This is a genomic window from Winogradskyella helgolandensis (assembly GCF_013404085.1).
Taxonomy (GTDB): domain Bacteria; phylum Bacteroidota; class Bacteroidia; order Flavobacteriales; family Flavobacteriaceae; genus Winogradskyella; species Winogradskyella helgolandensis.
Genome location: NZ_JABFHO010000001.1, coordinates 1,685,001 through 1,710,069, shown reverse-complemented (window position 1 = coordinate 1,710,069; position 25,069 = coordinate 1,685,001). Strand labels below are relative to the sequence as shown.

Annotated in this window: 18 protein-coding genes, 3 tRNA genes and 2 rRNA genes (1 of these 23 running past the window's edge); 7 read left to right on the top strand and 16 right to left on the bottom strand. The window is 34.8% G+C overall.

All coding sequences use genetic code 11. The features are described from left to right. Positions 1 to 4: 4 nt before the first annotated feature. The 3 genes from HM992_RS07000 to rhaD all read right to left on the bottom strand — a co-directional run bounded on the left by HM992_RS07000 (position 5) and on the right by rhaD (position 3,978). Entirely contained in the window at positions 5 to 1,315 is a 1,311-nt protein-coding gene (locus tag HM992_RS07000; protein WP_229720544.1) for an FGGY family carbohydrate kinase, read from the bottom strand. Between the two features lie 66 nt (positions 1,316 to 1,381). Next, positions 1,382 to 3,169, bottom strand: coding sequence for an L-fucose isomerase (locus tag HM992_RS06995; protein WP_179319171.1), 1,788 nt, complete (start codon positions 3,167 to 3,169; stop codon positions 1,382 to 1,384). Between the two features lie 14 nt (positions 3,170 to 3,183). Further along, positions 3,184 to 3,978, bottom strand: a complete 795-nt coding sequence (gene rhaD, locus HM992_RS06990) for a rhamnulose-1-phosphate aldolase (protein WP_178984309.1) — start codon at positions 3,976 to 3,978, stop codon at positions 3,184 to 3,186. A gap of 102 nt (positions 3,979 to 4,080) precedes the next feature. Between rhaD and HM992_RS06985 the strand changes: the two genes are divergently transcribed. From HM992_RS06985 to HM992_RS06960, 6 genes are all read left to right on the top strand, one after another. Next, complete coding sequence (locus HM992_RS06985) at positions 4,081 to 4,980, top strand: AraC family transcriptional regulator (RefSeq protein WP_179319170.1); 900 nt, start codon at positions 4,081 to 4,083, stop codon at positions 4,978 to 4,980. Positions 4,981 to 5,373: 393 nt separating this feature from the next. Further along, positions 5,374 to 6,813, top strand: coding sequence for an aldehyde dehydrogenase (gene aldA / locus HM992_RS06980; protein WP_179319169.1), 1,440 nt, complete (start codon positions 5,374 to 5,376; stop codon positions 6,811 to 6,813). A 92-nt stretch (positions 6,814 to 6,905) separates the two neighbouring features. After that, on the top strand, positions 6,906 to 8,210 hold the full coding sequence (gene fucP, locus HM992_RS06975) for an L-fucose:H+ symporter permease (protein WP_179319168.1): 1,305 nt from the start codon (positions 6,906 to 6,908) through the stop codon (positions 8,208 to 8,210). A 251-nt stretch (positions 8,211 to 8,461) separates the two neighbouring features. Then, positions 8,462 to 9,199: a (Fe-S)-binding protein gene (locus tag HM992_RS06970; protein ID WP_178984305.1), complete on the top strand. Its 738-nt coding sequence runs from the start codon at positions 8,462 to 8,464 to the stop codon at positions 9,197 to 9,199. A 12-nt stretch (positions 9,200 to 9,211) separates the two neighbouring features. Beyond that, positions 9,212 to 10,582 (top strand): lactate utilization protein B, encoded by a 1,371-nt coding sequence (locus HM992_RS06965; protein WP_179319167.1) that lies wholly within the window; start codon positions 9,212 to 9,214, stop codon positions 10,580 to 10,582. Beyond that, on the top strand, positions 10,572 to 11,159 hold the full coding sequence (locus HM992_RS06960; RefSeq protein WP_178984303.1) for a LutC/YkgG family protein: 588 nt from the start codon (positions 10,572 to 10,574) through the stop codon (positions 11,157 to 11,159). Before HM992_RS06965 ends, HM992_RS06960 begins: the two co-directional genes overlap by 11 nt. A 154-nt stretch (positions 11,160 to 11,313) precedes the next feature. Here HM992_RS06960 and HM992_RS06955 read toward each other — a convergent pair. The 10 genes from HM992_RS06955 to HM992_RS06910 all read right to left on the bottom strand — a co-directional run bounded on the left by HM992_RS06955 (position 11,314) and on the right by HM992_RS06910 (position 18,966). Continuing rightward, a tRNA-Val gene (locus tag HM992_RS06955) sits at positions 11,314 to 11,388 on the bottom strand. Positions 11,389 to 11,599: 211 nt separating this feature from the next. Next, a tRNA-Val gene (locus HM992_RS06950) sits at positions 11,600 to 11,674 on the bottom strand. Positions 11,675 to 11,723: 49 nt separating this feature from the next. Beyond that, positions 11,724 to 11,798 (bottom strand) — tRNA-Val (locus HM992_RS06945). A 64-nt stretch (positions 11,799 to 11,862) separates the two neighbouring features. Then, positions 11,863 to 13,080, bottom strand: coding sequence for a bifunctional folylpolyglutamate synthase/dihydrofolate synthase (locus HM992_RS06940; protein WP_179319166.1), 1,218 nt, complete (start codon positions 13,078 to 13,080; stop codon positions 11,863 to 11,865). 1 nt (position 13,081) lies between these two features. Continuing rightward, a complete protein-coding gene (locus tag HM992_RS06935) occupies positions 13,082 to 13,975 on the bottom strand; it encodes an energy transducer TonB (RefSeq protein WP_179319165.1) in 894 nt (297 codons plus the stop codon). Between the two features lie 54 nt (positions 13,976 to 14,029). After that, a complete protein-coding gene (locus tag HM992_RS06930) occupies positions 14,030 to 14,422 on the bottom strand; it encodes an ExbD/TolR family protein (protein ID WP_178984300.1) in 393 nt (130 codons plus the stop codon). A 1-nt stretch (position 14,423) separates the two neighbouring features. Continuing rightward, positions 14,424 to 15,119, bottom strand: coding sequence for a MotA/TolQ/ExbB proton channel family protein (locus HM992_RS06925; RefSeq protein ID WP_178984299.1), 696 nt, complete (start codon positions 15,117 to 15,119; stop codon positions 14,424 to 14,426). Between the two features lie 65 nt (positions 15,120 to 15,184). Continuing rightward, positions 15,185 to 16,579 carry a sodium:proton antiporter NhaD gene (gene nhaD / locus HM992_RS06920; protein WP_178984298.1) on the bottom strand — a complete coding sequence of 465 codons (1,395 nt, stop codon included), beginning with the start codon at positions 16,577 to 16,579 and terminating at the stop codon, positions 15,185 to 15,187. 24 nt (positions 16,580 to 16,603) lie between these two features. Further along, the gene (locus HM992_RS06915; protein ID WP_179321051.1) at positions 16,604 to 17,830 is read right to left on the bottom strand and encodes a Glu/Leu/Phe/Val dehydrogenase dimerization domain-containing protein; all 1,227 of its coding nucleotides are present in this window, start codon (positions 17,828 to 17,830) and stop codon (positions 16,604 to 16,606) included. 68 nt (positions 17,831 to 17,898) lie between these two features. After that, positions 17,899 to 18,966 carry an anhydro-N-acetylmuramic acid kinase gene (locus tag HM992_RS06910; protein ID WP_179319164.1) on the bottom strand — a complete coding sequence of 356 codons (1,068 nt, stop codon included), beginning with the start codon at positions 18,964 to 18,966 and terminating at the stop codon, positions 17,899 to 17,901. 90 nt (positions 18,967 to 19,056) lie between these two features. Between HM992_RS06910 and HM992_RS06905 the strand changes: the two genes are divergently transcribed. Continuing rightward, complete coding sequence (locus HM992_RS06905; RefSeq protein WP_178984296.1) at positions 19,057 to 20,199, top strand: acyl-CoA dehydrogenase; 1,143 nt, start codon at positions 19,057 to 19,059, stop codon at positions 20,197 to 20,199. A gap of 117 nt (positions 20,200 to 20,316) precedes the next feature. On the opposite strand, the gene HM992_RS06900 is transcribed toward HM992_RS06905, so the two are convergent. The 3 genes from HM992_RS06900 to HM992_RS06890 form a co-directional block, all read right to left on the bottom strand. Further along, positions 20,317 to 22,758: a helix-turn-helix domain-containing protein gene (locus HM992_RS06900; protein ID WP_179319163.1), complete on the bottom strand. Its 2,442-nt coding sequence runs from the start codon at positions 22,756 to 22,758 to the stop codon at positions 20,317 to 20,319. A 109-nt stretch (positions 22,759 to 22,867) separates the two neighbouring features. Then, a 5S ribosomal RNA gene (rrf, locus tag HM992_RS06895) occupies positions 22,868 to 22,977 on the bottom strand. A 162-nt stretch (positions 22,978 to 23,139) separates the two neighbouring features. Further along, positions 23,140 to 25,069 (bottom strand): 23S ribosomal RNA (locus tag HM992_RS06890); it runs 896 nt beyond the window's last position.

Below are 25,069 nucleotides of genomic sequence, written 5' to 3'. Positions count from 1 at the left end.
TTTTTTAGATATATGATTTCATCATCAATGCAGCACCTAAAGCACTTTCATTTTTACAATCAGAAATTTTTATTTCAATATCATTCTTTAATAGCTTTAAGAAGGCAATAAATATGAGGTTTTTATTAAATCCTCCCGAAATGTAAACCTCTTTAATAGCTGAATCTTTATCAGAAATTAAATTAATACCTTGAATAACTTTTTTACTAATTTCAAAAACCAATTGGTAATAGGCAGCTTCGTAATTACTGTAATTAGTTAATAAATAAGGATGTGCTTCAAAGTCACTATCAATGCCTTCCGCTAAAAATACGCGTGTATTTGTATTCATAAGCTCACTACACAACGTTTCATTTAACTCTAACTGTAAATGTGTATCGATATCCACTTTAAAATATGTGCTTAAAGCAGCAATATACACTTCATGAATTTTTCCAAGAAACTGCATAGACGATTTTACTTGCTGTTTCTGAGGAGTCATAAAACACAAGCAATTATTTTTTAACTGGTGTTGTGTTAAGGTTTCCTTACTGAAAGGATTCATGGCTATAATCCAAGTTCCTGTAGATAGTAATATAAATTCGTTATCCTTTTCTGTTTCCAACAATGGAATAATAGACGCAGAACTATCATGCAGTCCTGTACCTATTGCTATTTCTTCCCCATTGAAAGTGGTGACTATAGCTTTTTTACCATTTTGTGGTGTAGGCAAATTTAATTTATAATCAGACACCCATTTATGATACTGCATCGTATCAAAATCCCAAGTTGCTGTGTGTGCTCCTACAGACGTAAAGTCTGCGGTAATTTGTTTGGTAAAAAGATAACTTAAATATTGAGGGTAATGTAAAATCGTCTCTACCTTATTCCAAAATTCTGGTTTTTCTTTTTGTAATTTTAATATTTGAAGTCCTGTGTTTAGCATACCATAAGCCGGAGATGCTGTTTTTCTAGAAAACTCTTCCTGTCCTCCATTAGCATCATAAAAATCATGATAGGTATCTAAGCTTAATGGCTTTAAATAATTATATAAAGGTGTAATTCTTTGACCTTGCGCATCCAAGTAAATAAGACTCGCACCATGCGTAGAGAAGTTAATCGCTTTTATACCATACTCGCCTTCAGCTTGTATTCTTTTTATCTCATTTTGAATCCAATTTTCAATAGATTCTATATCATCACAAGGGTAACCGTCTTCATCAGAAACTTCATCAAATCGCGTTGCATTTCTGTATACGACGTCAAACTCTTCATTAAACAAGAGTATTTTTTTATTCGTTTTCCCTATATCTATTACAGCAATTACATTCACCATCACAGTTCAAAAATTAAAAAAAGGGTGTTTAGTTGTTAAGCCAAGCACCCTTTTGAGTTATTCTAATTAGTTTTTAAATCCGTATAACGGACCATAGTTTTCACAAGCTCTATAATCAGCTCCTTCTAAGCCTTCTCCAAAAGCAGACCATGCACTTGGTCTAAAAACGTCATCTTCATTAACATTATGCATGTTAACAGGAATACGTAACATAGCCGCTAAAGAAATTAAATCGGCACCAATATGACCATGTGAAATCGCTCCGTGGTTGGCTCCCCATTTAGCCATTACAGTATAGACATCTTTAAAGAAACCTGTACCTGTTGTTCTCGGCACAAACCAAGTTGTCGGCCAAGTTGGATTCGTTCGCTCATTCAAAATTTCGTGAACATCCTCCGGTAACTCAACACTCCATCCTTCTACAATTTGTAAAACTGGCCCAATGCCTTTTACCAAGTTTAATCTACACATTGTCATTGGTAATTCACCTCTAGTTTTAAATTGTGATGAAAAACCACCACCTCTAAAATATTCTGCAATTGCAGCAGGCCACTTTGTATTATCTAAACATCTTTGAACTTCCTCTTCTGTAATATCCCAAAATGGTTTCATTGTAGGATTTCCTTCAGCATCTTCTTGCTGTGCAGTAGCATCTAATGTTGTAGAACCAGAATTGATTAAGTGAATAATGCCATCCTTAGCAATACCCGTTAATTTTTTACCAGTTACACGCTCTACAGACTCAGGACTCCAGTACGTACGTACATCAGAGAATAACTGAGCTTTGTTAGTCAACAAGTGTCCAAATAACATTGAAATAGCATTTAAACAATCGTTTTCTGTTGCAAATGTGTACGCTTGACGAATTCCATTCCAGTCAAATGAAGAATTTAAAATAGATTCTGTGTAATCTGCATTGGGTTGGTAATCTGTCCACTGACGTTGCCCTTGGAATCCTCCCATAATAGCATTTCTACCTTTAGATTCTTCACCGAATCCCATGTCTTTCAACTTAGGATTTCCGTTCATTAAATCTTTACAGATTAAAGTCATTTTCACAACTTTTTCCCATTCAGCATCTTTTACTTCTGCTGATTTTTGTGTTTCTGGCGTATTATAATCTTTACCTTCGATACAGTTTTCTTTTGTCCAAGCTAATGCTTTTTCGAATTCGTCATGATCGTAAATACCTTCATCAATACGTCTTAAAAGCTCTACAGATTCTACAAACTCGGCTCTTACACCTAAGTAATCTTGCAAAAAGTTAACATCTACCATAGATCCTGCAATCCCCATAGAACTGTATCCTATAGATAAATAAGATTTACCTTTCATTTGGGCAACGGCTAAACCTCCTTTTACAAAACGCAATATTTTTTCAGAAACATCTTGAGGAATGGTTTGGTCACCACCATCTTGAACTTCTTTACCATAAATTCCAAAAGCTGGTAACCCTTTTTGAGAATAACCTGCCAATGCTGCTGCTAAATACACAGCTCCTGGTCGTTCAGTTCCATTAAATCCCCAAACGGCTTTAGGTGTTAAAGGATCGGTATCCATAACTTCTGTTCCATAACACCAACATGGTGTTACTGTTAATGATACTTCAACGCCTTCTCTTTTAAATTTATCTGCACAAGCTGCTGCATCTGCAACACCTCCAATAGTTGTGTCTGCAATTACAACTTCTACTTTTTCTCCACTAGGAAAACGTAACGTGTCTTGTATTAATTTAGCTGCTGCTTTAGCCATGTCCATGGTTTGAACTTCTAAAGACTCTCTTACACCTAATTCACGTCCATCAATCACCGGACGAATTCCTACTTTGGGTAGTCTACCTATTAATCTACTCATGATTATATTTTTTATTATGTGAATTGCTCTAATTCTGTTAATTGATCATTTGAAAGTCCTGCTGGTTGAAAACCTGCTGCCCAACACATCATTAACATTTTAGCTCCTTTATTGGCAACATCTAAAAAGTCCCACGCTTTCATAACATCTGGTGCTGTTGCTGTAGCTCCATGCTTTTCCCATAAGGATACGTTTCTTGTTTTAAACGCTTCCATAGTTACTTCTGCTAGAGCTGCGGTGCTAGATAAAGCATAAGGTGTACAGTGAATTCCTTTAGGAACAAATACTTTTACCTCAGGACACATCATCCAGATTTGTCTGTTTAATTCTTCTTCATTATCAAATAACTCATGATGACTCATACAGATTAATTCTAATGGATGTGTATGCACAACCGCTAAGTTTTCTGGATGATGAATAGAGTTAAATAAATGGATACTCGCATGAGAAATTAACTCGCACGTTGGTCCAAAGTTTTCACGCTTACCTCCCCAAATAACTGAATACGCTGTCGCATCTTCATTGATATATAAGATACAAGACGCTTCTTCAAGCTTATCTACTAAATCTCTTAAATAACAACCTGTACCAGTAATGTAGATTACAAATCCTGCAGCTCCTTTTGGGAATTCAAATGGGATTTCAGTTCCAATGCCTTGTACTTCTTCTTTTGTAAAGTAAGATGTTAAGTTCATTGAAATATTTCCTGCATTTCGCTCTGCCCATTCACGTTGCCATAAATAACCTGCGACTTCAGATACTTTTTTTAATTCTGCTTCTACCTGTACTGGGAGTTTTATCGTTTTCATATCGTTTTAAATAAAATTATTGTAACAAAAATAGAGACCAAATACACCTTATTAAATATTCAAAATCTGTATTTTTGTATCTAATTCAAACATTAGTGTTCAATGAAGTTTGTAAAAGAAATTGAATTAGGCGATCCATCTGCAAATCATCAAAATTTTATTGACCTGAAATTAAAGATGTTATGCTGCCGATACTGGTTGTTAAATTTATGGGATTGTCATGAAATGGTATTTCCGTTTTGGAGACTATATTGGAATAAAAACACAGGTGGCCAATTAATTCATCAGGATACTGTTTTTGAAATGGATCCGAATTATATCTACATTATTCCTCCGTTTACTTCGTTTTCGTCACTATACACTAAAAATCACATTCACTCAGAAGGTATTCATGTTTCAGGAAAACAGTTGAATATTAATCATAACGAAGCGGAATTAGAAAACATGTTCTTAATTCATTTCTTCGCTCACTTTAATTTAGGAGTGCCATTTGATAGTGTTTATCCTGGTATTTTAAAAATAGAATTAACAGATTACTTAAAGGACAGATTAAATTATTTAACCAATCGTTTAAAAGTTGAAAACAAAGATTTCAAACTCACTTTTAATTTAAAGTTACAAGCCTTCATAAAAGAAGCACTTACCAACATTGGTCCCGAATTATGGAAAACCATTAATATAGATGAACGTGTTTTAAAAGTGATCCGCTATATTGAAGTCAATATTGATAAAAAGTTAAGCAACACTAAAATGTCATCGCTGGTTAATATGGCACCAAATTCATTTTCACGATTATTTAAAGAAGAAATGAATGTCACGTTGCATCAGTTTGTTCAAAACAGAAAAATCGCGAAATCTTGTGAGTTATTTGAACACACTAATAAATCTATTGAAGATGTTGCTTTTAATTTAGGTTTTTCAGATCGCTACCATTTTTCACGGGTGTTTAAATCGGTTACAGGATTAACTCCGGCATCCTACAAATCTGGTAAATACACCTAAACTTTCTGTTCTATATAATTGAGTCTTCAGTCTTATTATGTGTGTTTTTAGGCTTATGAGGATTCTGAGCAAGTAATTGACGGATTTGAGAAACGCACTCTACCCTATTCTTTCATTCTTTGTAAAGTCCAATACCAGTAGGTTGTAGGAAAGCAAATTCAAATGGGAACAAACAGAGTTTTCTACACCAAAAATTGTTAAAAATTTAAGCACAGAAATTCTTCTATGTTTAAATTATACATATTATTGATTAATATGGATAAATACTAAATTTACATTATTACATAAGTTTGTTAATCACATTAGCAACTAAGAATTCGAACTATTGTTTATTTATAATAAAAACCTCGAATTTATTAAACATATTACAACATAAACTAAACGTAAACACTCATGAAACAATTTAATCAATTTATAAACGGAAAGTTTGTAAAATCTACTTCTTCAGAAGTAACAAAAGTACTTAACCCTTGTACAGAAGAAGTATTGTCAGAGATATCTCATGGTTCTGTTGAAGATGCAAATAAAGCATTAGAAGCTGCAAAAGAATCACAACACGCTTGGAAATCTCTAACTGCAATTGAACGCGCTGGCTATTTAAATAAAATGGCAAACGTAATCCGTGAAAATCGTGTGTTTCTAGCAGAAACTTTAGCCGCAGAACAAGCTAAAGTAATGGGATTAGCGCAAGTAGAAATTGATGTTACAGCCGATTATTTTGATTATTACGCAGGTTTTGCGAGACGAATAGAAGGTGAAATTATACAAAGTGATCGTAAAAAAGAACACATCTTTTTACATAAAGCACCAATTGGAGTTGCAGTAGGTATTTTACCTTGGAACTTCCCATTTTTTGTAATGGCAAGAAAAGTTGCAGCCTCATTAATTACAGGAAATACTTGTGTAATTAAGCCAAGTTGTATTGCACCAAATACGATAATGGAATGGGTAGATTTAATTCAAAAAATTGAATTACCTGCTGGTGTCTTAAATTTTGTCTGTGGTTCTGGCCCAATAGTAGGGAACGCTTTGTCTAAAAGTCCAGTTACAGGTATTATCAGTTTAACTGGTAGTGTATTTGCTGGTCAGAAAGTTATGGAAGCAGCCTCTGAAAATATTACAAAAGTTTCTTTAGAGTTAGGAGGTAAAGCTCCTGCAATTGTTTGTGCAGATGCAGATCTAGAATTGGCTGTAAATGCTGTTGTTGGTTCTAGAATTATTTATAGCGGACAAGTATGTAATTGTGCAGAACGTGTTTATGTAGAAGAATCTATTCACGATCAGTTTTTAGAAATGGTTACTGCTAAAATGAAGGCTTTAAAAGTAGAAGATGCTTTTTCTGATAACAATCCTGACATGAGTGCATTGGTTTCTAAAGCACAATTAGATAAAGTAGCCGAAATGGTTGAGTTTGCTAAAAAAGAAGGTGCAGAAGTTTTAGTTGGAGGACAAAAATCTAGTCAGTTTGATAAAGGTTATTTTTATCAACCGACATTGTTAACCAATGTAAGACAGGATATGCAAATTATACAAGATGAAGTTTTTGGCCCTGTATTGCCTGTAATGAAATTTAGCACTTTAGATGAGGCAATTGCATTGGCTAATGATTCTGAATATGGTTTAACGTCTTCTATTTTCTCTGAAAACTTTAATAAAGTAATGCACGCAGCAGAAGAATTACAATATGGAGAAACCTATATAAATAGAGAACATTTTGAAGCGATTCAAGGGTTCCATGCAGGATGGAAAAAATCTGGACTTGGTGGTGCTGATGGAAAGCATGGTATGGAAGAATACCTTCAAACCAAAGTGATTTACGCACAGTACAGATAAAAATTAAGATTAGATTATCAAAGCACTATTCATTTTTAGATATTAATTTGAATGGTGTTTTTTTTTCATTGTAACTAAAATACTAAGACTAAATGACGAATTCAACAAAAATACCAGTAGTATCTAAAGAGGTCATCGTGCCATTTGTACTCATCACATCTTTGTTTGCACTTTGGGGTTTTGCTAACGATATTACAAATCCTATGGTAGCAGCATTTGGAACCGTAATGGAAATATCAACGGCAAAAGCCGCTTTGGTACAATTAGCTTTTTATGGTGGTTATGCTACTATGGCTATTCCTGCAGCACTTTTTGTTAGAAAATACAGTTATAAAAAAGGAATTCTTTTAGGTTTAACGCTTTATGCTATTGGAGCTTTGTTATTTTTTCCAGCAGCAAAATTTGAAGTTTTCGGATTCTTTTTAGGATCATTATATATCTTAACCTTCGGATTGGCTTTTTTAGAAACTACAGCAAATCCTTTTATATTATCAATGGGAGATGAACGTACTGCAACCCAACGTTTAAACTTAGCACAAGCTTTTAATCCTATAGGGTCATTGTTTGGAATGTTTGTGGCATCTAAATTTATACTTACCGCTTTAGATTCTGACAAACGTAATGAAGCTGGTGAACTTATTTTCAATACCTTAAACGAAGCTCAAAAAGCAGTTATTAGAACACACGATTTAGAAATTATTAGAAACCCTTATGTTATTCTTGGTTTTGTTGTTATAGCCATGTTAGTGGTTATTTCTATCACTAAAATGCCAAAAAGAAAGGTTAGCGATAATCCAACCAGTGCGGCATCTTCATTTAAAAGATTATTCAAAAACGGAAAATATAAAGAAGGTGTTTTAGCCCAATTATTCTATGTTGCCGCTCAAATTATGTGTTGGACATTTATTATTCAATACGCAGGCAACTTAGGTATACCTAAAGCAGAGGCACAAAACTATAACATTATTGCAATGGCCATATTTTTATGTAGCCGATTTATTAGTACCTTTTTAATGAAGTACGTTAACTCTCGAAAACTACTAATGATTTTTGCATTGTGCGCTATGGTAACTATGTCTGGCGTTATATTAATCGAGGGAATTACAGGACTCTATTTATTAGTAGCCACTTCTGCATTTATGTCATTAATGTTCCCTACCATTTACGGAATTGCTTTAGATGGTTTAAGAGCAGACGATACAGCAATTGGCGCAGCCGGTTTAGTTATGGCTATTGTTGGTGGTGCTTTAATGCCAATATTACAAGGGCTCATGATAGATACTGAAAAGATAGGACCATTTTCTGGTGTTAACTTTTCTTTCATTCTACCATTTATTTGTTTCTGTTTTATTGCGCTATACGGATATAGAACATTAAAAGTTTATAAGGACCAGTAATGAAACGATATTGGTTTTACTTAGATCGCATTAATAATTCCAAATTCTTTTCAGTAAATAAAAAATAAAATGAAAGTATTTGGTCTAAAATTACTAATGGTATTCAAGCTTCAGGTGTTTAGAATTTAGAAAAACCAAAAGTACAAGAGTGCGAAAATTTAATGTGGAAGTATCAGCAAAAACAATCTTTGGCCAAGGCCAATGAAAAATGGATACTGATGGAAAAAATATATGAATTATAAAAGGACATTATGAAAGTAGGATTATTTATTCCTTGTTACATCAATCAATTATATCCACAAGTTGGAATAGCAACATTAGAACTGTTAGAGAAACTAAACGTAAACGTTGCGTATCCTTCTGGACAGACGTGTTGTGGACAACCCATGGCTAATTCAGGTTACGAATATGAATCTGTAGGAGCTTGTAATAATTTTGTGGACAATTTTAAGGATTTTGATTATGTCGTTACACCTTCAGGAAGCTGTGCTTATCATGTTAAGAAACATTATGATATTATACCGCAAACAGAAGATGTTATTAACGTTCGCAACAACGTATACGAACTATGCGACTTTATTGTTAACATTCTCAAAGTCAAAAACGTAAACGCAAAATTCCCTTATAAAATAGGTATACATAAAAGCTGTCATGGTCTACGTGGATTGCGATTAGGATCTTGTTCAGAACTTGTAGGGCCGTCTTTTTCATCAATAGAAGATCTTTTAAACGAAGTTGAAGGAGCTCAATTGATATCATTAGCAAGAAAGGACGAGTGCTGTGGCTTCGGAGGTACTTTTGCCGTTACAGAAGAAGCTATTTCCGTAAAGATGGGCAAAGATAAAATCAAGGACCATTTAGATAGTGGTGCAGAAGTAATCACAGCAACAGATACATCTTGCTTGATGCATTTAGAAGGTTTGATCAATAGAAACAAGCAACCATTAAAAGTATTACACATCGCCGAAATTTTGAATAGTAGTATTTAAATTTAAAGTAAAATGAATCATTCAAAAGCAGCATCTATATTTAACAAAGACGAGAAAAAGGTCGATTGGCACGATAAAGCCTTATGGTTTGTAAGACACAAACGAGATAAAGCAGTACACGCTGTTGAAGGTTGGGAATCGTTGCGAAATTACGGCCATGGCATTAAAGCGCATACACTTTCAAATTTAGATAACTATTTAATTCAGTTTGAAGAAAACGCTTTAAAAAATGGTGTGCAAGTTCATTGGGCAGCCAATGGAGACGAACATAACAAAATTGTACATGGAATTCTCAAAGAGCACAATGCAAAAAAAGTTGTAAAAAGCAAATCTATGCTTACTGAAGAATGTCATCTAAACCCTTTTTTGGAAGCAGATGGTATTGAGGTTATTGACACCGATTTAGGAGAACGCATAGTGCAGTTAGCTAAAGAGTCACCAAGTCATATTGTGTTGCCCGCTATCCATAAAACAAAAGAAGAGGTTGATGAACTTTTTCAAGAACATTTAGGTACAAAACCTTCTGGTGGTGATCCTCAGTATTTAACAGGAGAAGCAAGAAAGCATCTTAGAAAAAAGTTTATAAGTGCAGATGCTGCCATTACAGGTGTTAATTTTGCTATCGCAGAGACAGGTGGTTTTGTAGTGTGTACCAATGAAGGGAATGCCGATATGGGAGCGCATTTAGCTCCTGTTCATATTGCGTGTATGGGAATTGAAAAACTGATTCCAAAACAAGAACATTTAGGCGTCTTTTTAAGGTTGCTCGCAAGAAGTGCTACTGGACAACCTATTACAACTTATTCATCTCATTTTAAAAAGCCTGTTAATGGTAATAAAATGCACATTGTAATTGTAGACAATGGCAGAACCGAGCAGTTAAGTAGACCAGATTTTAGAGCGTCGTTACATTGTATTCGTTGTGGAGCTTGTATGAATACTTGTCCTATTTACAGACGAAGTGGTGGGCATAGCTACGATGCCACTATTCCAGGACCTATAGGTTCTATTTTATCGCCTGGTAAAGATCTAACAAAACATAGCAGTTTGCCATTTGCTTCTACCTTGTGTGGCTCATGTTCGGATGTGTGTCCTGTAAAAATTGATATCCACAGTCAGTTGTACAAATGGAGGCAGATTATAACTAAGGAAACTCCTCAGCCATTTGTTAAGAAAACATCTATGAAAATGATGGGTAAAGTATTTGCAAAACCTATGCAGTTTGAACGTATTGGAAAGGTGGCACGATGGTCTTTAAGAAATTTACCAAAAGGAGTGATTAACTCAAAACCAAATGTTTGGGGAAAAGAAAGAGATTTACCATCAGGACCAACCGAAAGTTTTGATGATTGGTATAAAAAAAGAAAAGATAATGAGCAGTAGAGAACATATTTTATCAAGAGCAAAAGCAAATAAGCCTGACTTATTAGAATTACCAAACCTAGACTTAAACGTGTTTGTCGATGGAAGAGATTTAATTAAAGAATTCAAAACTAAAATTGAAGTGGTTGGTGGCAATGTGGTTGATGTTGTAGTAAAGGAAAACGTTATTTCACAAGTGTCATCTCTTTTTCCGGATACAAAGGCTAATTTTTCGACACTTGAAGGAACGCAAGATTTTAATACTATTTCATTAGAGGCTCTAAACAAACCTCATGAACTTGAAGATTTAGATATACTAATATTAGAAAGTGATATAGGTGTCGCTGAAAACGGAGCGCTTTGGTTGTCAGATAATCAAATTCCCATACGCGTATTGCCATTTATTACAAAGCATTTAGTTTTGGTACTGAATAAAGAAAATATAGTTCCTTTTTTACATCAAGCCTATCAAAAAATAGCTTCTAGTGAAACGGATTTTGGGGTTTTTATTTCTGGACCATCAAAAACTGCAGATATAGAACAATCGTTAGTTATTGGTGCACAGGGAGCCCTAAGTTTGACTGTTTTTATTTATTAAGAATTGGCAATAACAAAGGCAAATAATGCTACTGCCTTCGAGTTAGACGCTACAATAAAGATCTTTACAAAAGGGCAGGAAACTGCTCTTTTCCGTTTTAAACATGTAACAAAAATAAAAAGCCTCTCAATTTCTTGAAAGGCTTTTTTTTGAGTGGGTCATACTGGATTCGAACCAGTGACTTCCACGTTGTCGACGTGACACTCTGAACCAACTGAGTTAATGACCCATATTTTTGTTTTCAAAAACCATTTGAGCCTTTTGTAAATTAAAATAGGATTCCATATCCCTATACAAAACCACTTCTTCAAATATAATCCCGAATCGCTTGAGCAATTCTAGAAATTTTAACTCAAAAAAAGCAATTCAAACCGTTGCCTTGGTACTTTTTAGGAGCTAAAATCCCGATTTACAAAAGTAAATCGGGATTCTCTTTGATGTGGGCGACAAGGGATTCGAACCCCTGACCCCTTGGGTGTAAACCAAGTGCTCTGAACCAACTGAGCTAGTCGCCCTAATAAATGAAGTAACGTATAAAAAAAGTTCACATTTCTGTGAACTTTGTGGGCGACAAGGGATTCGAACCCCTGACCCCTTGGGTGTAAACCAAGTGCTCTGAACCAACTGAGCTAGTCGCCCTATTTATTAGGACTGCAAATATACTCTAGTTTTTAATATCTCAAAACATTTTTTTTAAAAAAAATCAAATAATTTCTGCAACCACAAAAGTACTACCCCCAACATAAATCAAATCTGTTACTTTAGCCTTTGATTTTGCGATACTTAAAGCAAATTCAACACTATTATAAACCTCCCCTTTTAAACCATTATCCCCGAATTTTTTTCTCAAAACTTTAGCATCTAGTCCTCTTTGCACATTTGGTTTGCAAAAATAATAGGTAGCCTGCTTAGGTAATAAAGGAATTATAGAATCTAAATCTTTATCATTAACCACCCCAAAGACAATATGAAGATGATTAAATGACTCTTCATGTAATTGTTTCATCACAGAAGTTAAGCCTTCTTTATTATGAGCTGTATCACAAATAATCTTCGGTTCAGTCCCTAAAATTTGCCAACGACCTTGCAAACCCGTATTTGCAGTGACGTTTAAAAGTGCCTTTTTTAAGTGTTCTTCAGAAATATTAAATCCAGATTCTCTTAAAACATGTACGGATTGTAAAACCGTTTTAATATTGTGAATTTGATAAGCCCCTTTTAAATCACTTTCTAAAACAGTATTAATAATTTGATCTGTGAAATAAATGGGTGATTCTGTTTCCTTTGCTTTATTCTGAAATACAGCTTTAGTATCAACATGTGTTTCTCCGATAACAACAGGAATATTATTCTTTATGATTCCTGCTTTTTCGCCAGCAATCTCTTGAAGTGTATGACCTAAAAATTGAGTGTGATCAAATCCTATATTTGTAATTACAGATAATTTTGGTGTAATGATATTGGTAGAATCTAAGCGACCTCCTAATCCTACTTCAATAATAGCGATATCAACCTTCTGCTTTGCAAAATAATCGAAAGCCATACCAACAGTCATTTCAAAGAAAGACAATTGATTTGCTTCTAGAAAAGCCTTATTTCGTTTTATAAACCCAATAACAAATTGTTTACTAATTACCTTGCCGTTAATACGAATACGCTCTCTAAAATCTTTTAAATGTGGAGATGTATATAAACCTACTTTATATCCTGATTCTTGAAAAATTGAAGCGAGCATATGGCTTGTAGACCCTTTACCATTAGTGCCACCAACATGAATAGATTTAAAGCGATCTTCAGGATGGTTTAAATGCTTCGCTAAATTAATGGTGTTCGTTAAATCCTTTTTAAAGGCTGAGTTGCCTTTATTTTGATACATTGGAAGTTGTTGAAACATCCAATTCACCGTATCTTGATAATTCATTCTATTGACCTACATCAAAGTTAATACTCACAAAACCAACTTGCTCGACAGGAGCTTCAGAATTTGCCGGCCATCTAAATGTTAATGCTGTTTGTTTTGCTGCTTCAAATAAACAACTTGTTCCTGTCGTTCCTTTCTTTCCAGGATATGCATTGATAACTTTACCTTGTCTATTAACTCTTACTTCAACAACCACTAAACCTGTTTCTTGGCAATCTGGAAGTACAATACTATTACTCGGTTTACCTCTACCTCCTAATCCATAACCAACGCCTCCTTTTCCCGGACCTGAACCTCCAAAATAACTTGGTGCATAAGGATCTCCATCTAATTGCCCTTTATTGCCTCCTTGATTATCTGGTCCTTCACCTCCATCGGTATTACCTGAAGCGTTTTTAACTCCACCAATAAGATTGTCGAGTTGTTTCTTTTTCTCAGCTTCTTCAGCGCGTTTCTTTTCTTCAGCTTCCCGTTTCTCACGTTCCACTTTTTCTGCTGCAGCTTTAGCCTCTGCCTTAGCTTTTGCTTCTGCCGCTTTCGCCTTTGCCTCTGCTTCTTTTTGCTTTTTAATAGCAATCGCTTCAGCATTGTCTTGTGTCATTACCTCTTCAGCTTTTGCTGCAGCTTCTGCAGCTGCCACTTGTGTTTCTTCGGGTACGACTTCTTCAACAGCACTTTCTTCGACAATTTTATCTTCAACCGCTTTTTTTGGTTCACTTAGAGGTTTGTTCCCACTGCCAAAATCTGTAGTTCCAAAATTTACTGCTACACCATATTCTTCAGGTGGATCCATATATTGAGGCCCAACAACAAATAATAACAAAAGTAATATCAAAGCAATAAGTGCTGTGATCTTTGCTGAATTACGTTCGTGTTTGGTCTCTAAATATTTCATTTGTTTTATATAATCCTATTCAATAGAATAAACAGTTTTCAAAAATGATGCCGATTAATTAGGCTGTACAGCCAAAATCACTTTAAATTTATTTCGGTTTGCGATATCCATCACCTTAACTACATTCTCTACAGGGACAGATTTCTCTGCTCGCAATACGATGGTAGGAGATTCTTGTGACTCCATTAAAGAAATTAATTGTGTTTCTAAGACACTTTCGCCCACACGATTCTGATCAATATAATAGGTCAAATCTTTTTTGATACTTACAGCTATTGATTTTTTATTCTCTGTCTTACCACTTGCTTTGGGTAAAAGAATATCAATAGCGTTAGTAGTTACTAAAGTTGACGCAATCATAAAAAATATTAATAACAAGAATACAATATCCGTCATAGACGCCATATTGAATTCTGGAGTTACTTTATTTCTTCCTCTAATGTCCATATTAGATAGGTTCGTTTAAGTGATCTAAAAACTCAACAGAGTTCGCTTCCATTTGGTAAACAACTTTATTGGTTTTAACCACGATATGGTTATAAGTTACATAAGCAATAATACCTACTATTAATCCTGCCACGGTGGTTGTCATAGCCGTATATAATCCACTTGCTAAAACATCCATTTGAATAGTTCCACCTGCATTTGCCAATTCGAAAATTGAAATAATCATACCAACTACTGTTCCTAAGAAACCAATCATTGGTGCAACTCCAGAGATAGTTGCTAGAACACTAACATTCTTTTCCAAATTATAGACTTCCAATCGTCCTGCATTCTCAATAGCTGTATTAATATCTTCCAAAGGTTTTCCTATTCTAGTAATTCCTTTTGCAATTAATCTCGAAACTGGTGAGTTTTGCTGAGCACATAACATTTGAGCAGAATCAATTTTACCATTACTGACATGATCTTTAATTTGATTCATGAAGTTTGAATCGACTTTAGATGCTGCTTTAATGGCGAAAATACGCTCGAAATAAATAAAGGTGGCTACAATTAAAAGTAAGAACAATATGAGGATAATCACCATCCCTGATGTTCCTCCACTTGTAATTAATTCTATTATGGATAAAGTTTTTTCTACTGATTCTTCATCAGCTAAAACGCTTACTTCATCTTGAATAGTACTTAATGCTATCATATTCTAAAAATTGAAATTATTTTAACTATTTGTATAACGTCTGTTTTTTGACAAAAGTATGTTTACTAAAATATAGTTCTGGTAAACATAAAAACTATAGCTCCTGCTAAAAATCCTATTAATGCTAACCATGATATTTTTTTAAGATACCAAAAGAAATCTATTTTTTCCATTCCCATAGCAACTACACCTGCAGCAGAACCAATGATTAGCATACTTCCTCCTGTACCAGCAGAATAAGCTATAAAATGCCATAACTCATTATCTATTGGTTCTGTAAACATCCCTAAACTTGCCGCAACAAGTGGTACATTATCAATGACAGCAGAACCTGCGCCTAATAACAAAACAACTAAATCTGAAACACCTTCGTGATGTAATTCAGTTCCTAACATTGGCATATTATCTTGTAAGGTACCCGCAAAACCAAATAAAATACCTAAAGATTCTAGAGCAGCTACTGCCATTAAAATTCCTAAGAAGAATAATATACTTGGTAATTCTATTTTAGATAACGAATAATGCACCGGACTATGATGTGAATGTGCATCGCTTTCTTCTGAATCGTGGTGCGACATACTAAACCTAGTGTTACTATATATTTCTGCAAAAATAGCCACAATACCCAATGCTAACATCATACCTACATAAGGCGGTAAATGTGTTACGGTTTTAAAAATAGGAACTGACACTATACCTCCAAGTCCTAAATATAACATTGTAGCACTGTATTTACTTTTAGGTTTATCGTTTTCATCATCTTCAGATTCAATCTTTCCTTTAAAAGCAGGCAATAACGAAGCAATAAATGTTGGTACCAACATACATATTAATGAAGGTAAAAACAAATACACAAACAAATGACCTGAGGTGACTTTCTTACCAATCCAAAGCATTGTCGTTGTTACATCACCAATTGGAGACCAAGCACCTCCTGCATTTGCCGCAATAATAATTAAACCTGCATACCAAATACGAACATCTCTATCGTTTATCAATTTTTGTAAAATTGATATTAATACTATAGTAGCTGTAAGGTTATCTATTATAGCTGAAAGAAAGAATGCCAAGAAACCAAAAACCCAAAGAATCTTCCTTTTACTTTTTGTCTTTATAAAACCTTTAATCGTTGAAAACCCATCAAAATAATCTATAATTTCTACAATCGTCATGGCTCCTAGTAAGAATACTAGTATTTCGGATGTTTTACCTAAATGATGGAGTAAGGTCTCTTCCATCATATGCATTTTTTCTTCATGCTGAAGTAATCCAAAATTATCCATTAAATGATGCTTCGCCGAATCAAACCATTGGGTAAAGTCGTCAATACCGAGTGAGATTAAAGCCCAACTAACGGCCATCATCACTAAAGCAGGAATTAATTTATCTATTTTAATATTGTGTTCTAATGTAATGGCCAAATAACCAACGACGAATACAAGTATTATTATTGTTTCCATATTTAAAATCTAATAATCGTCTTTTTAGACTAATTGTCTCAGTGCAATTTCGAAAGCAGTTTCGCTAATGCCTGTTTTTGTTGGGTTATTATTATCTACCTCTTGTAAAGCTTTTCTAATCACGTTAGAAGTGTCTGCAAAAATGGCTTCATCAGTCATTTGTACTTTACGTTCCATGAAATAAGCAAATACTCTTGCCATACCACAGTTTGAAATAAAATCTGGAATTAAACTGATTTTTTGATCTGTATACTCCATTATTGATCCAAAGAAAATTTCCTTATCGGCAAAAGGCACATTTGCACCACAAGTTATTACTTCTAATCCTGTACTTATCATTTGATCTATTTGACCTTGAGTCACTAATCTAGAAGCCGCACAAGGTGCAAAAACTTCAGCTTGCAAAGACCAAATTTGTTGATTAATCTCTTCAAAGGGGATGACATTTTCAGCAATAAGTGTATTACCATTTTTCGCTAGATATAAATCATTAATGTCTTTAAATGAAAAACCTTCTTTATTAATTAGTCCTCCATCTCTATCAATAATTCCAACAATTTTAGCTCCCATTTGAGCAAAATAAAATGCAGCAGCAGCCCCAACATTTCCAAAACCTTGAACAATAACGCGTTTTCCGTTTATTGAATCGCCTTTAATATCGTAAAAATGCTTGGCAGCCATAGCTACACCATATCCAGTAATCATATCTGCTACTGTATATTTTCTATTGACACTAGGAGAATAATTAGGGTTTTCAATCACCTTTATTACTCCATGTCTTAACTGACCTATTCTATTAATTTTATCAGCGATTGTTGGTTTAAAGTGACCTTCAAAAACACCTTCTTGCGGATGCCAAACACCGCTTTGTTCTGTAATTGGAATTACTTCATGAATTTCATCTACATTTAAATCACCACCTGTTCCGTAATAACTTTTTAATAATGGAGACACAGCAGCGTACCAACGTTGTAAAACACCTTTTTTTCTTGGATCTTGAGGGTCGAAGTTAATTCCAGATTTTGCTCCTCCAATTGCTGGACCAGAAACAGTAAATTTCACTTCCATGGTTTTAGCAAGTGAAAGCACTTCATTTTTATCTAATCCTTTACGCATGCGTGTTCCACCACCTGCTGCACCACCTCTTAATGAGTTAATAACAGTCCAACCTTCGGCTTCTGTTTCTGCATCGTTCCAATGAAATACGATTTCTGGTTCTTTATTTTCGTATTTGTGAAGTAATTCTTTTATCAATTTTTATTGCTTTTTTTTCTCGTAACAAATATAAAAAACAATCTAAGCGAAAAGCTTAATTAAATTTAATTTTTCGGAATTAATAATTTACCGGATGAATGATTTCGTTTTGCTCCAGTCACGCTTTTTAAACAATTAATTTCGTTCCTTTCTTTAAGCACACCTAGTAATCCAAAAATTAAAGCTTCTTTAAATTCAATAATTTCGTTTTGAAGAATTACAATTTCAACTTGTGAAAAATGCCTTAATCTATCTATTAGAAAACTATTGTAGACGCCTCCTCCTGTAATTAATACTTGCGAACTTGTTTCGACCAAAACTGCGGAGATTTGTATCGCAGCATGCTCAACAAACGTTCTTAATATATCTTCGGTTTTAAGTTGATAAGATTCAATTATTGGAAACATATTAATATCAACCCATTCTAAGCCTAAAGATTTAGGTGGTTCTTCCATATAATAAGGTAAACCATTAAGTTGTAATAATAAATCCTCATCAACGTTTCCTCTTGAGGCTAATTGGCCTTTATCATCAAATTCTAAGTTTAATTTAGAAACATAATGATTCAGTACAATATTGACAGGACAAATATCATATGCGATTCTTTCAGTTTTAAACTCAAAGGAAATATTGGCAAAACCCCCTAAGTTTAAGCAGTACATATAGTCATTAAACAATAACCTATCACCAATTGGTACTAATGGCGCACCTTGACCTCCTAATTCTACATCCTGAACTCTAAAATCACAAATGACTTTTTCCTTTAAAATATCTGCTAATATCTGCTGATTCCCTATTTGATAGGTAATTCCGTCATCTGGTTGATGTAAAGCGGTATGTCCATGAGACGCAATAAAATCTATAGTTTCAATTTTATGTTTATTTATAAATGCTGAAATCACAGTTGCTAAATACTCAGAATATTTTAAATCTATAGCTTGTAGTTGCCCCATAGATTGATTTACTAAGCTACTCAATACTGTTTTCCATTGCTTTGAATACTTAATAGTTTCAGCAAAATGAATTTTAAAATTCCAACTATTATCCAAATGATAAGTCGCATAAATTAGATCGATTCCATCTAACGACGTTCCAGACATTACTCCAATAATATTATAGGTGATTTTTGACATAAGAGTAAAAATAATATTCCTTATTGAAAATACCGCAATAAAAAATTATCTTTGCATCAAATTTTTAAGAAATCAATAAAATAATAATTTATGGACTTTAGCTTAACAGAAGAACATTTAATGATTCGTGATGCTGCACGAGATTTTGCACAAACAGAATTACTTCCTGGTGTTATAGAACGCGATAATGCACAAACTTTCCCTGAAAGCTTAGTTCGTAAGATGGGAGAATTAGGGTTTTTAGGCATTATGGTAGATCCTAAATATGGAGGGAGTGGTATGGATGCTATTTCTTATGTGCTTATTATGGAAGAATTATCTAAAGTTGATGCTTCTGCTTCTGTTATGGTTTCTGTAAATAATTCTTTGGTCTGTTATGGATTAGAATCTTATGGAAACGAAGCTCAAAAAGAAAAATATCTAACAAAATTAGCAACTGGCGAATGCATTGGTGCATTTTGTTTAAGTGAACCCGAAGCTGGTAGTGATGCTACATCTCAGAAAACAACAGCCATTGATAAAGGAGATCATTATATATTAAACGGTACAAAAAACTGGATTACTAATGGAGGGCGTGCAGAAGTTTATTTAGTAATTGCACAAACCGATAAGCATAAAGGATCTCATGGTATTAACGCTTTTATTCTTGAAAAAGGAATGCCTGGTTTTGATATTGGACCAAAAGAAGATAAATTAGGAATTAGAGGAAGTGATACACATACACTACAATTTAATGACGTGAAAGTGCCTAAAGAAAATAGAATTGGCGACGACGGATTTGGATTTAGATTTGCAATGAAAACACTTTCTGGGGGTCGAATTGGTATTGCAGCGCAAGCATTAGGAATTGCTGCAGGTGCCTATGAATTAGCTTTAAAATATTCTAAAGAACGCAAAGCTTTTGGAACAGAAATTTGTAACCACCAAGCCATAGCGTTTAAATTAGCAGATATGCATACTGAAATTGAAGCAGCTAGAATGTTAGTAATGAGAGCTGCTTGGGATAAAGACCAAGGAAACAATTACGACATGAGCAGTGCAATGGCTAAATTATATGCAAGTAAAGTAGCGATGGAACATACTGTTGAAGCTGTGCAAATACACGGTGGAAATGGATTTGTTAAAGAATACCATGTAGAACGTTTAATGCGTGATGCTAAAATCACTCAGATTTATGAAGGGACTTCGGAGATTCAGAAAATTGTAATTTCTAGAAACATTATTAAAGATTAGTAAACAAAACATAATTTTTAATCCTAAACATCTGATAAAAATTATCAGAGGATTCAATTTATAACTTAAAGAGACTGATAAAAAAACAGTCTCTTTTTTTTTGCAATTAATTAAAGGCTAATTTATCTTATTTTCTAATTCTTGTAATACTAATCTTATTTCACCAAATGTAAATTTATCATCAATCTGATGTTTCAAATCTGAAAGCGTTTCAAAAGTTTTAGTTGGGATAACTTTCTTTAATTCTAAATAATTAGCCTTAGACATTAAATCTGTAACTTTTATTTCACCTGATGACGTAAAACTAGCTAAATGCCCAAAGATGGTATTCGAATTTAATTCGCGTTCTAAAGCAATTTGATCAATAGATTTTCCTGCTTTAAATAAATCTAATGATATTTTTTTAGTATCTCCTTTCTTCTTTTTAGGCTCTAATTCTTCAAAAACAGAAACATCATCAGAAAATGCAATGTCGTTTTCATCGCAATAGGCTTTTATAACTCCTAATATTTGATCTCCATATTTTTCAATTCTAGTTTTACCCATACCATGTATTTCCAATAGCTCGGTTTTACTAATAGGTAAAATTTCACACATCGCATAAAGTGACTTTTGATTAAAAATTTGATAATGAATTAAATCCTCTCTATTAGCGATGTCATTTCTGAGTTCTCGTAATAATTCAAATAATTCCACATTGGTTGTACCATCTACAACAGATTTACGTGTCTTTTTGGGTTTATTCTTGGCTAAGAAGACTGACTTTGCTCGTAAGGATAAAAATTCTTGGGAATTGAACCCATCCTTTAATCCTTCAAAATAGGAAAGCTTAGCTTCAAGTAATTCTTCTAATGTATCTAATTGCTTATCAATATCTTTTTTAACAGCTTTGTTATCCGTTGTAAAATTAAATTCTTTAAGTGGAATTTCTATCGTAGATTTAGTTTGCTCAGTAAAATAATCTAAGGCCTTTTTAAACCGTTCTTGAAGAATAGCACTAGATTCAGGTATTTCATTAAGACTAACTAAGCTTTTTATTTGGGATTTAAATCCATTACTTATTTTAAGCAAATGAGTAACACTGTCTTTAATCGTAATTACAGGAGCTTCAACAATACCTTCAACACTTCCTCTATTTTTATAATAAATATCTAATATGCGATTGGCAGGATACATAAATTTGTAAAAATCGAAGATATCTGAAATCAAGTATAATTGAAAATTACGTTTTGATTCTAATAAAATAGATTCATTTGGCTGATTCGCCTCTGCGTTCTTATTAAACTCAATAACATTATAATCACTAATTATTTGATTGGACTCTATTTTACTTTTTAGAACCAATCCTTCTAAGGATTTACAACGACTTAATGCTACATAAGTTTGCCCATGAGCAAAAGCTCCTTGTGCATCAATAATCGCCTTTTCAAAAGTTAATCCTTGACTCTTATGTATAGTAATTGACCATGCTAAACGTAATGGAATTTGAGAATAGCTTCCTATCTTATCTTCAGAAATTGCTTTTGTATCCGCATCAACATTATATTTTATATTTTCCCATGTTTCTAACTTAGCATTGATATTAAAATCATCATCAGGACAATTAACTACAACTTCATCCTTATCCAATAAGATAACCTTTCCAATTTTACCATTAAAATAGCGTTTCTCGGGAGAGCTATCATTTTTAATAAACATGACTTGAGCACCAACCTTTAAGTCTAATGTTTCTTTATTAGGAAAAGAATGCTCAGGAAAATTACCTTGAACTTTAGCTTTGTAAGAAGTGACCTTTCCTTTTAATTTATCTAATTCTAACAAATTAGTTTGCCTCGCTTTATTGTTATGTGTGGTTAGCGATATGTATCCCTCATCTTCTTTAGGTTCAAAATTTGGCAAGTATCTTTTATTTAATTCATGTGCAGAAGAAAGACTTAGGTTGTTATTTCTAATTTCATTGAGAATATTAATAAACAAAGGATTTTCTTGTCTATAGATGTGCTTCAATTCAATGGTAATTGCATTACAATTTTGGTAAGCAAGACTACTAAAGAAGAAGGCATTCTTATAAAATGGCTGTAATAGTCTCCATTCATGATCTTTTATAACAGGAGATAGTTGTTGTAAATCACCAATCATTAATAATTGTACACCTCCAAATACTTCGTTCCTATTCTTGTAACGTCTAAGAGTTTTATCAATACCATCCAATAAATCAGCCCTAACCATACTAATTTCATCAATGACCACTAAATCTAGAGATTTAATGATATCAATCTTAGTTTTACTGAATTTCCTCTTAAATCCAGAAGAAGCCAAATCATCATTGGGTAAAATAGGTCCAAATGGCATTTGAAAAAAAGAATGAATAGTAACTCCTTTTGCATTAATAGCGGCTACACCAGTTGGTGCAACTATTATCATTCGTTTATTAGATTGAAGTTTTAATTTATGCAAGAATGTTGTTTTACCAGTACCAGCTTTTCCCGTTAGAAAAATATTTCTATTGGTTTTAGTGACAAAATTCCAAGCTAATTCTAATTCTATATTTTCTTTCATAATAAAACACAAGTAAAGATTGAAGATAATAAAAAACTAGCTTTGAAGTAGATTAAAAAAGTGATAAAACGAAAAAACCCTTACTAGAATATCTAGTAAGGGTTCTTAAAAAAGGCGGCGACCTACTCTTCCACAGTAAAGCAGTACCATCGGCGCAAACGGGCTTAACTACTCTGTTCGGAATGGTTAGAGGTGAGCCCCGTCGCTATAACCACCTTAAATTTTTATTCTGACTTTGATCAGAACTTGGGTTGTTATAAATAATCAACACTAATATTGTTGACATATTGAAAAAAAGACATGATATGTATCGTAACGTATACTTTATAAAAAAACTGACTCGCTCGTTAACCATTACTGGTTGTCGAGCGAAGTCGAAGTGACAATAAGCCTATGGGTTATTAGTACTACTCGGCTATGACATTACTGCCTTTACACCTATAGCCTATCAACGTGGTAATCTTCCACGACCCTTTAAAGAAATCTCATCTTGTGGTGGGTTTCGCGCTTATATGCTTTCAGCGCTTATCCCTTCCGAACGTAGCTACCCTGCAATGCTCCTGGCGGAACAACAGGTACACCAGAGGTTCGTCCAACTCGGTCCTCTCGTACTAGAGTCAGATCCACTCAAATTTCTAACGCCCACTGTAGATAGAGACCGAACTGTCTCACGACGTTCTGAACCCAGCTCGCGTGCCACTTTAATGGGCGAACAGCCCAACCCTTGGGACCTTCTCCAGCCCCAGGATGTGACGAGCCGACATCGAGGTGCCAAACCCCCCCGTCGATATGAGCTCTTGGGGGAGATCAGCCTGTTATCCCCGGCGTACCTTTTATCCTTTGAGCGATGGCCCTTCCATACGGAACCACCGGATCACTATGCTCTACTTTCGTACCTGATCGACCTGTATGTCTCTCAGTCAAGCTCCCTTATGCCATTGCACTCTACGCACGGTTACCAAGCGTGCTGAGGGAACCTTTAGAAGCCTCCGTTACTCTTTTGGAGGCGACCACCCCAGTCAAACTACCCACCAAGCACTGTCCTTTCTTTGAAAGTTAGACTCTAGATAAGCAAAGGGTGGTATTTCAACAATGACTAACGTACGCCTAGCGACGCACGATCGAAGTCTCCCACCTATCCTACACATTACTTATCCAAAACCAATACTAAGCTATAGTAAAGGTGCACGGGGTCTTTTCGTCCCACAGCGGGTAATCGGCATCTTCACCGATACTACAATTTCACCGAGCTCATGGCTGAGACAGTGTCCAGATCGTTACACCATTCGTGCAGGTCGGAACTTACCCGACAAGGAATTTCGCTACCTTAGGACCGTTATAGTTACGGCCGCCGTTTACTGGGGCTTCATTTGAGATCTTCGAAGTAAACTTCTAAACCCTCCACTTAACCTTCCAGCACCGGGCAGGTGTCAGGCCCTATACATCATCTTTCGATTTAGCAGAGCCCTGTGTTTTTGATAAACAGTCGCCTGGACTTTTTCACTGCGGCCTTCCCGAAGGAAGGCGACGCTTCTCCCGAAGTTACGCGTCGATTTTGCCTAGTTCCTTAGCCATGAATCTCTCGAGCACCTTAGAATTCTCATCCCAACTACCTGTGTCGGTTTAGGGTACGGGCTGCTTCACTCGCTTTTCTTGGAAGTCGATTTGCTAGATTATCACCTTGACCGTAGTCTCAGTGTACTATCGCGGTATTACTACTCGCTTCAACGTACTATTCCGTCAGTACGCACTAACTTTTCGCCTCCGTCACTTTTAGTGTGAGCAGGTACAGGAATATTAACCTGTTGTCCATCCACTACCCCTTTCGGGTTCGCGTTAGGTCCCGACTAACCCTCAGCTGATTAGCATAGCTGAGGAAACCTTAGTCTTTCGGTGTGCGGGTTTCTCGCCCGCATTATCGTTACTTATGCCTACATTTTCTTTTGTAGCTTCTCCAGCATGCCTCACAGCACACCTTCGACGACACTACAATGCTCCCCTACCACTTTTACAAGTCCATAGCTTCGGTAATATGTTTATGCCCGATTATTATCCATGCCGAACCGCTCGACTAGTGAGCTGTTACGCACTCTTTAAATGAATGGCTGCTTCCAAGCCAACATCCTAGCTGTCTAAGCAGTTCAACCTCGTTTATTCAACTTAACATATATTTGGGGACCTTAGCTGATGGTCTGGGTTCTTTCCCTCTCGGACATGGACCTTAGCACCCATGCCCTCACTGCTGATTAACATTTTATAGCATTCGGAGTTTGTCAGGAATTGGTAGGCGGTGAAGCCCCCGCATCCAATC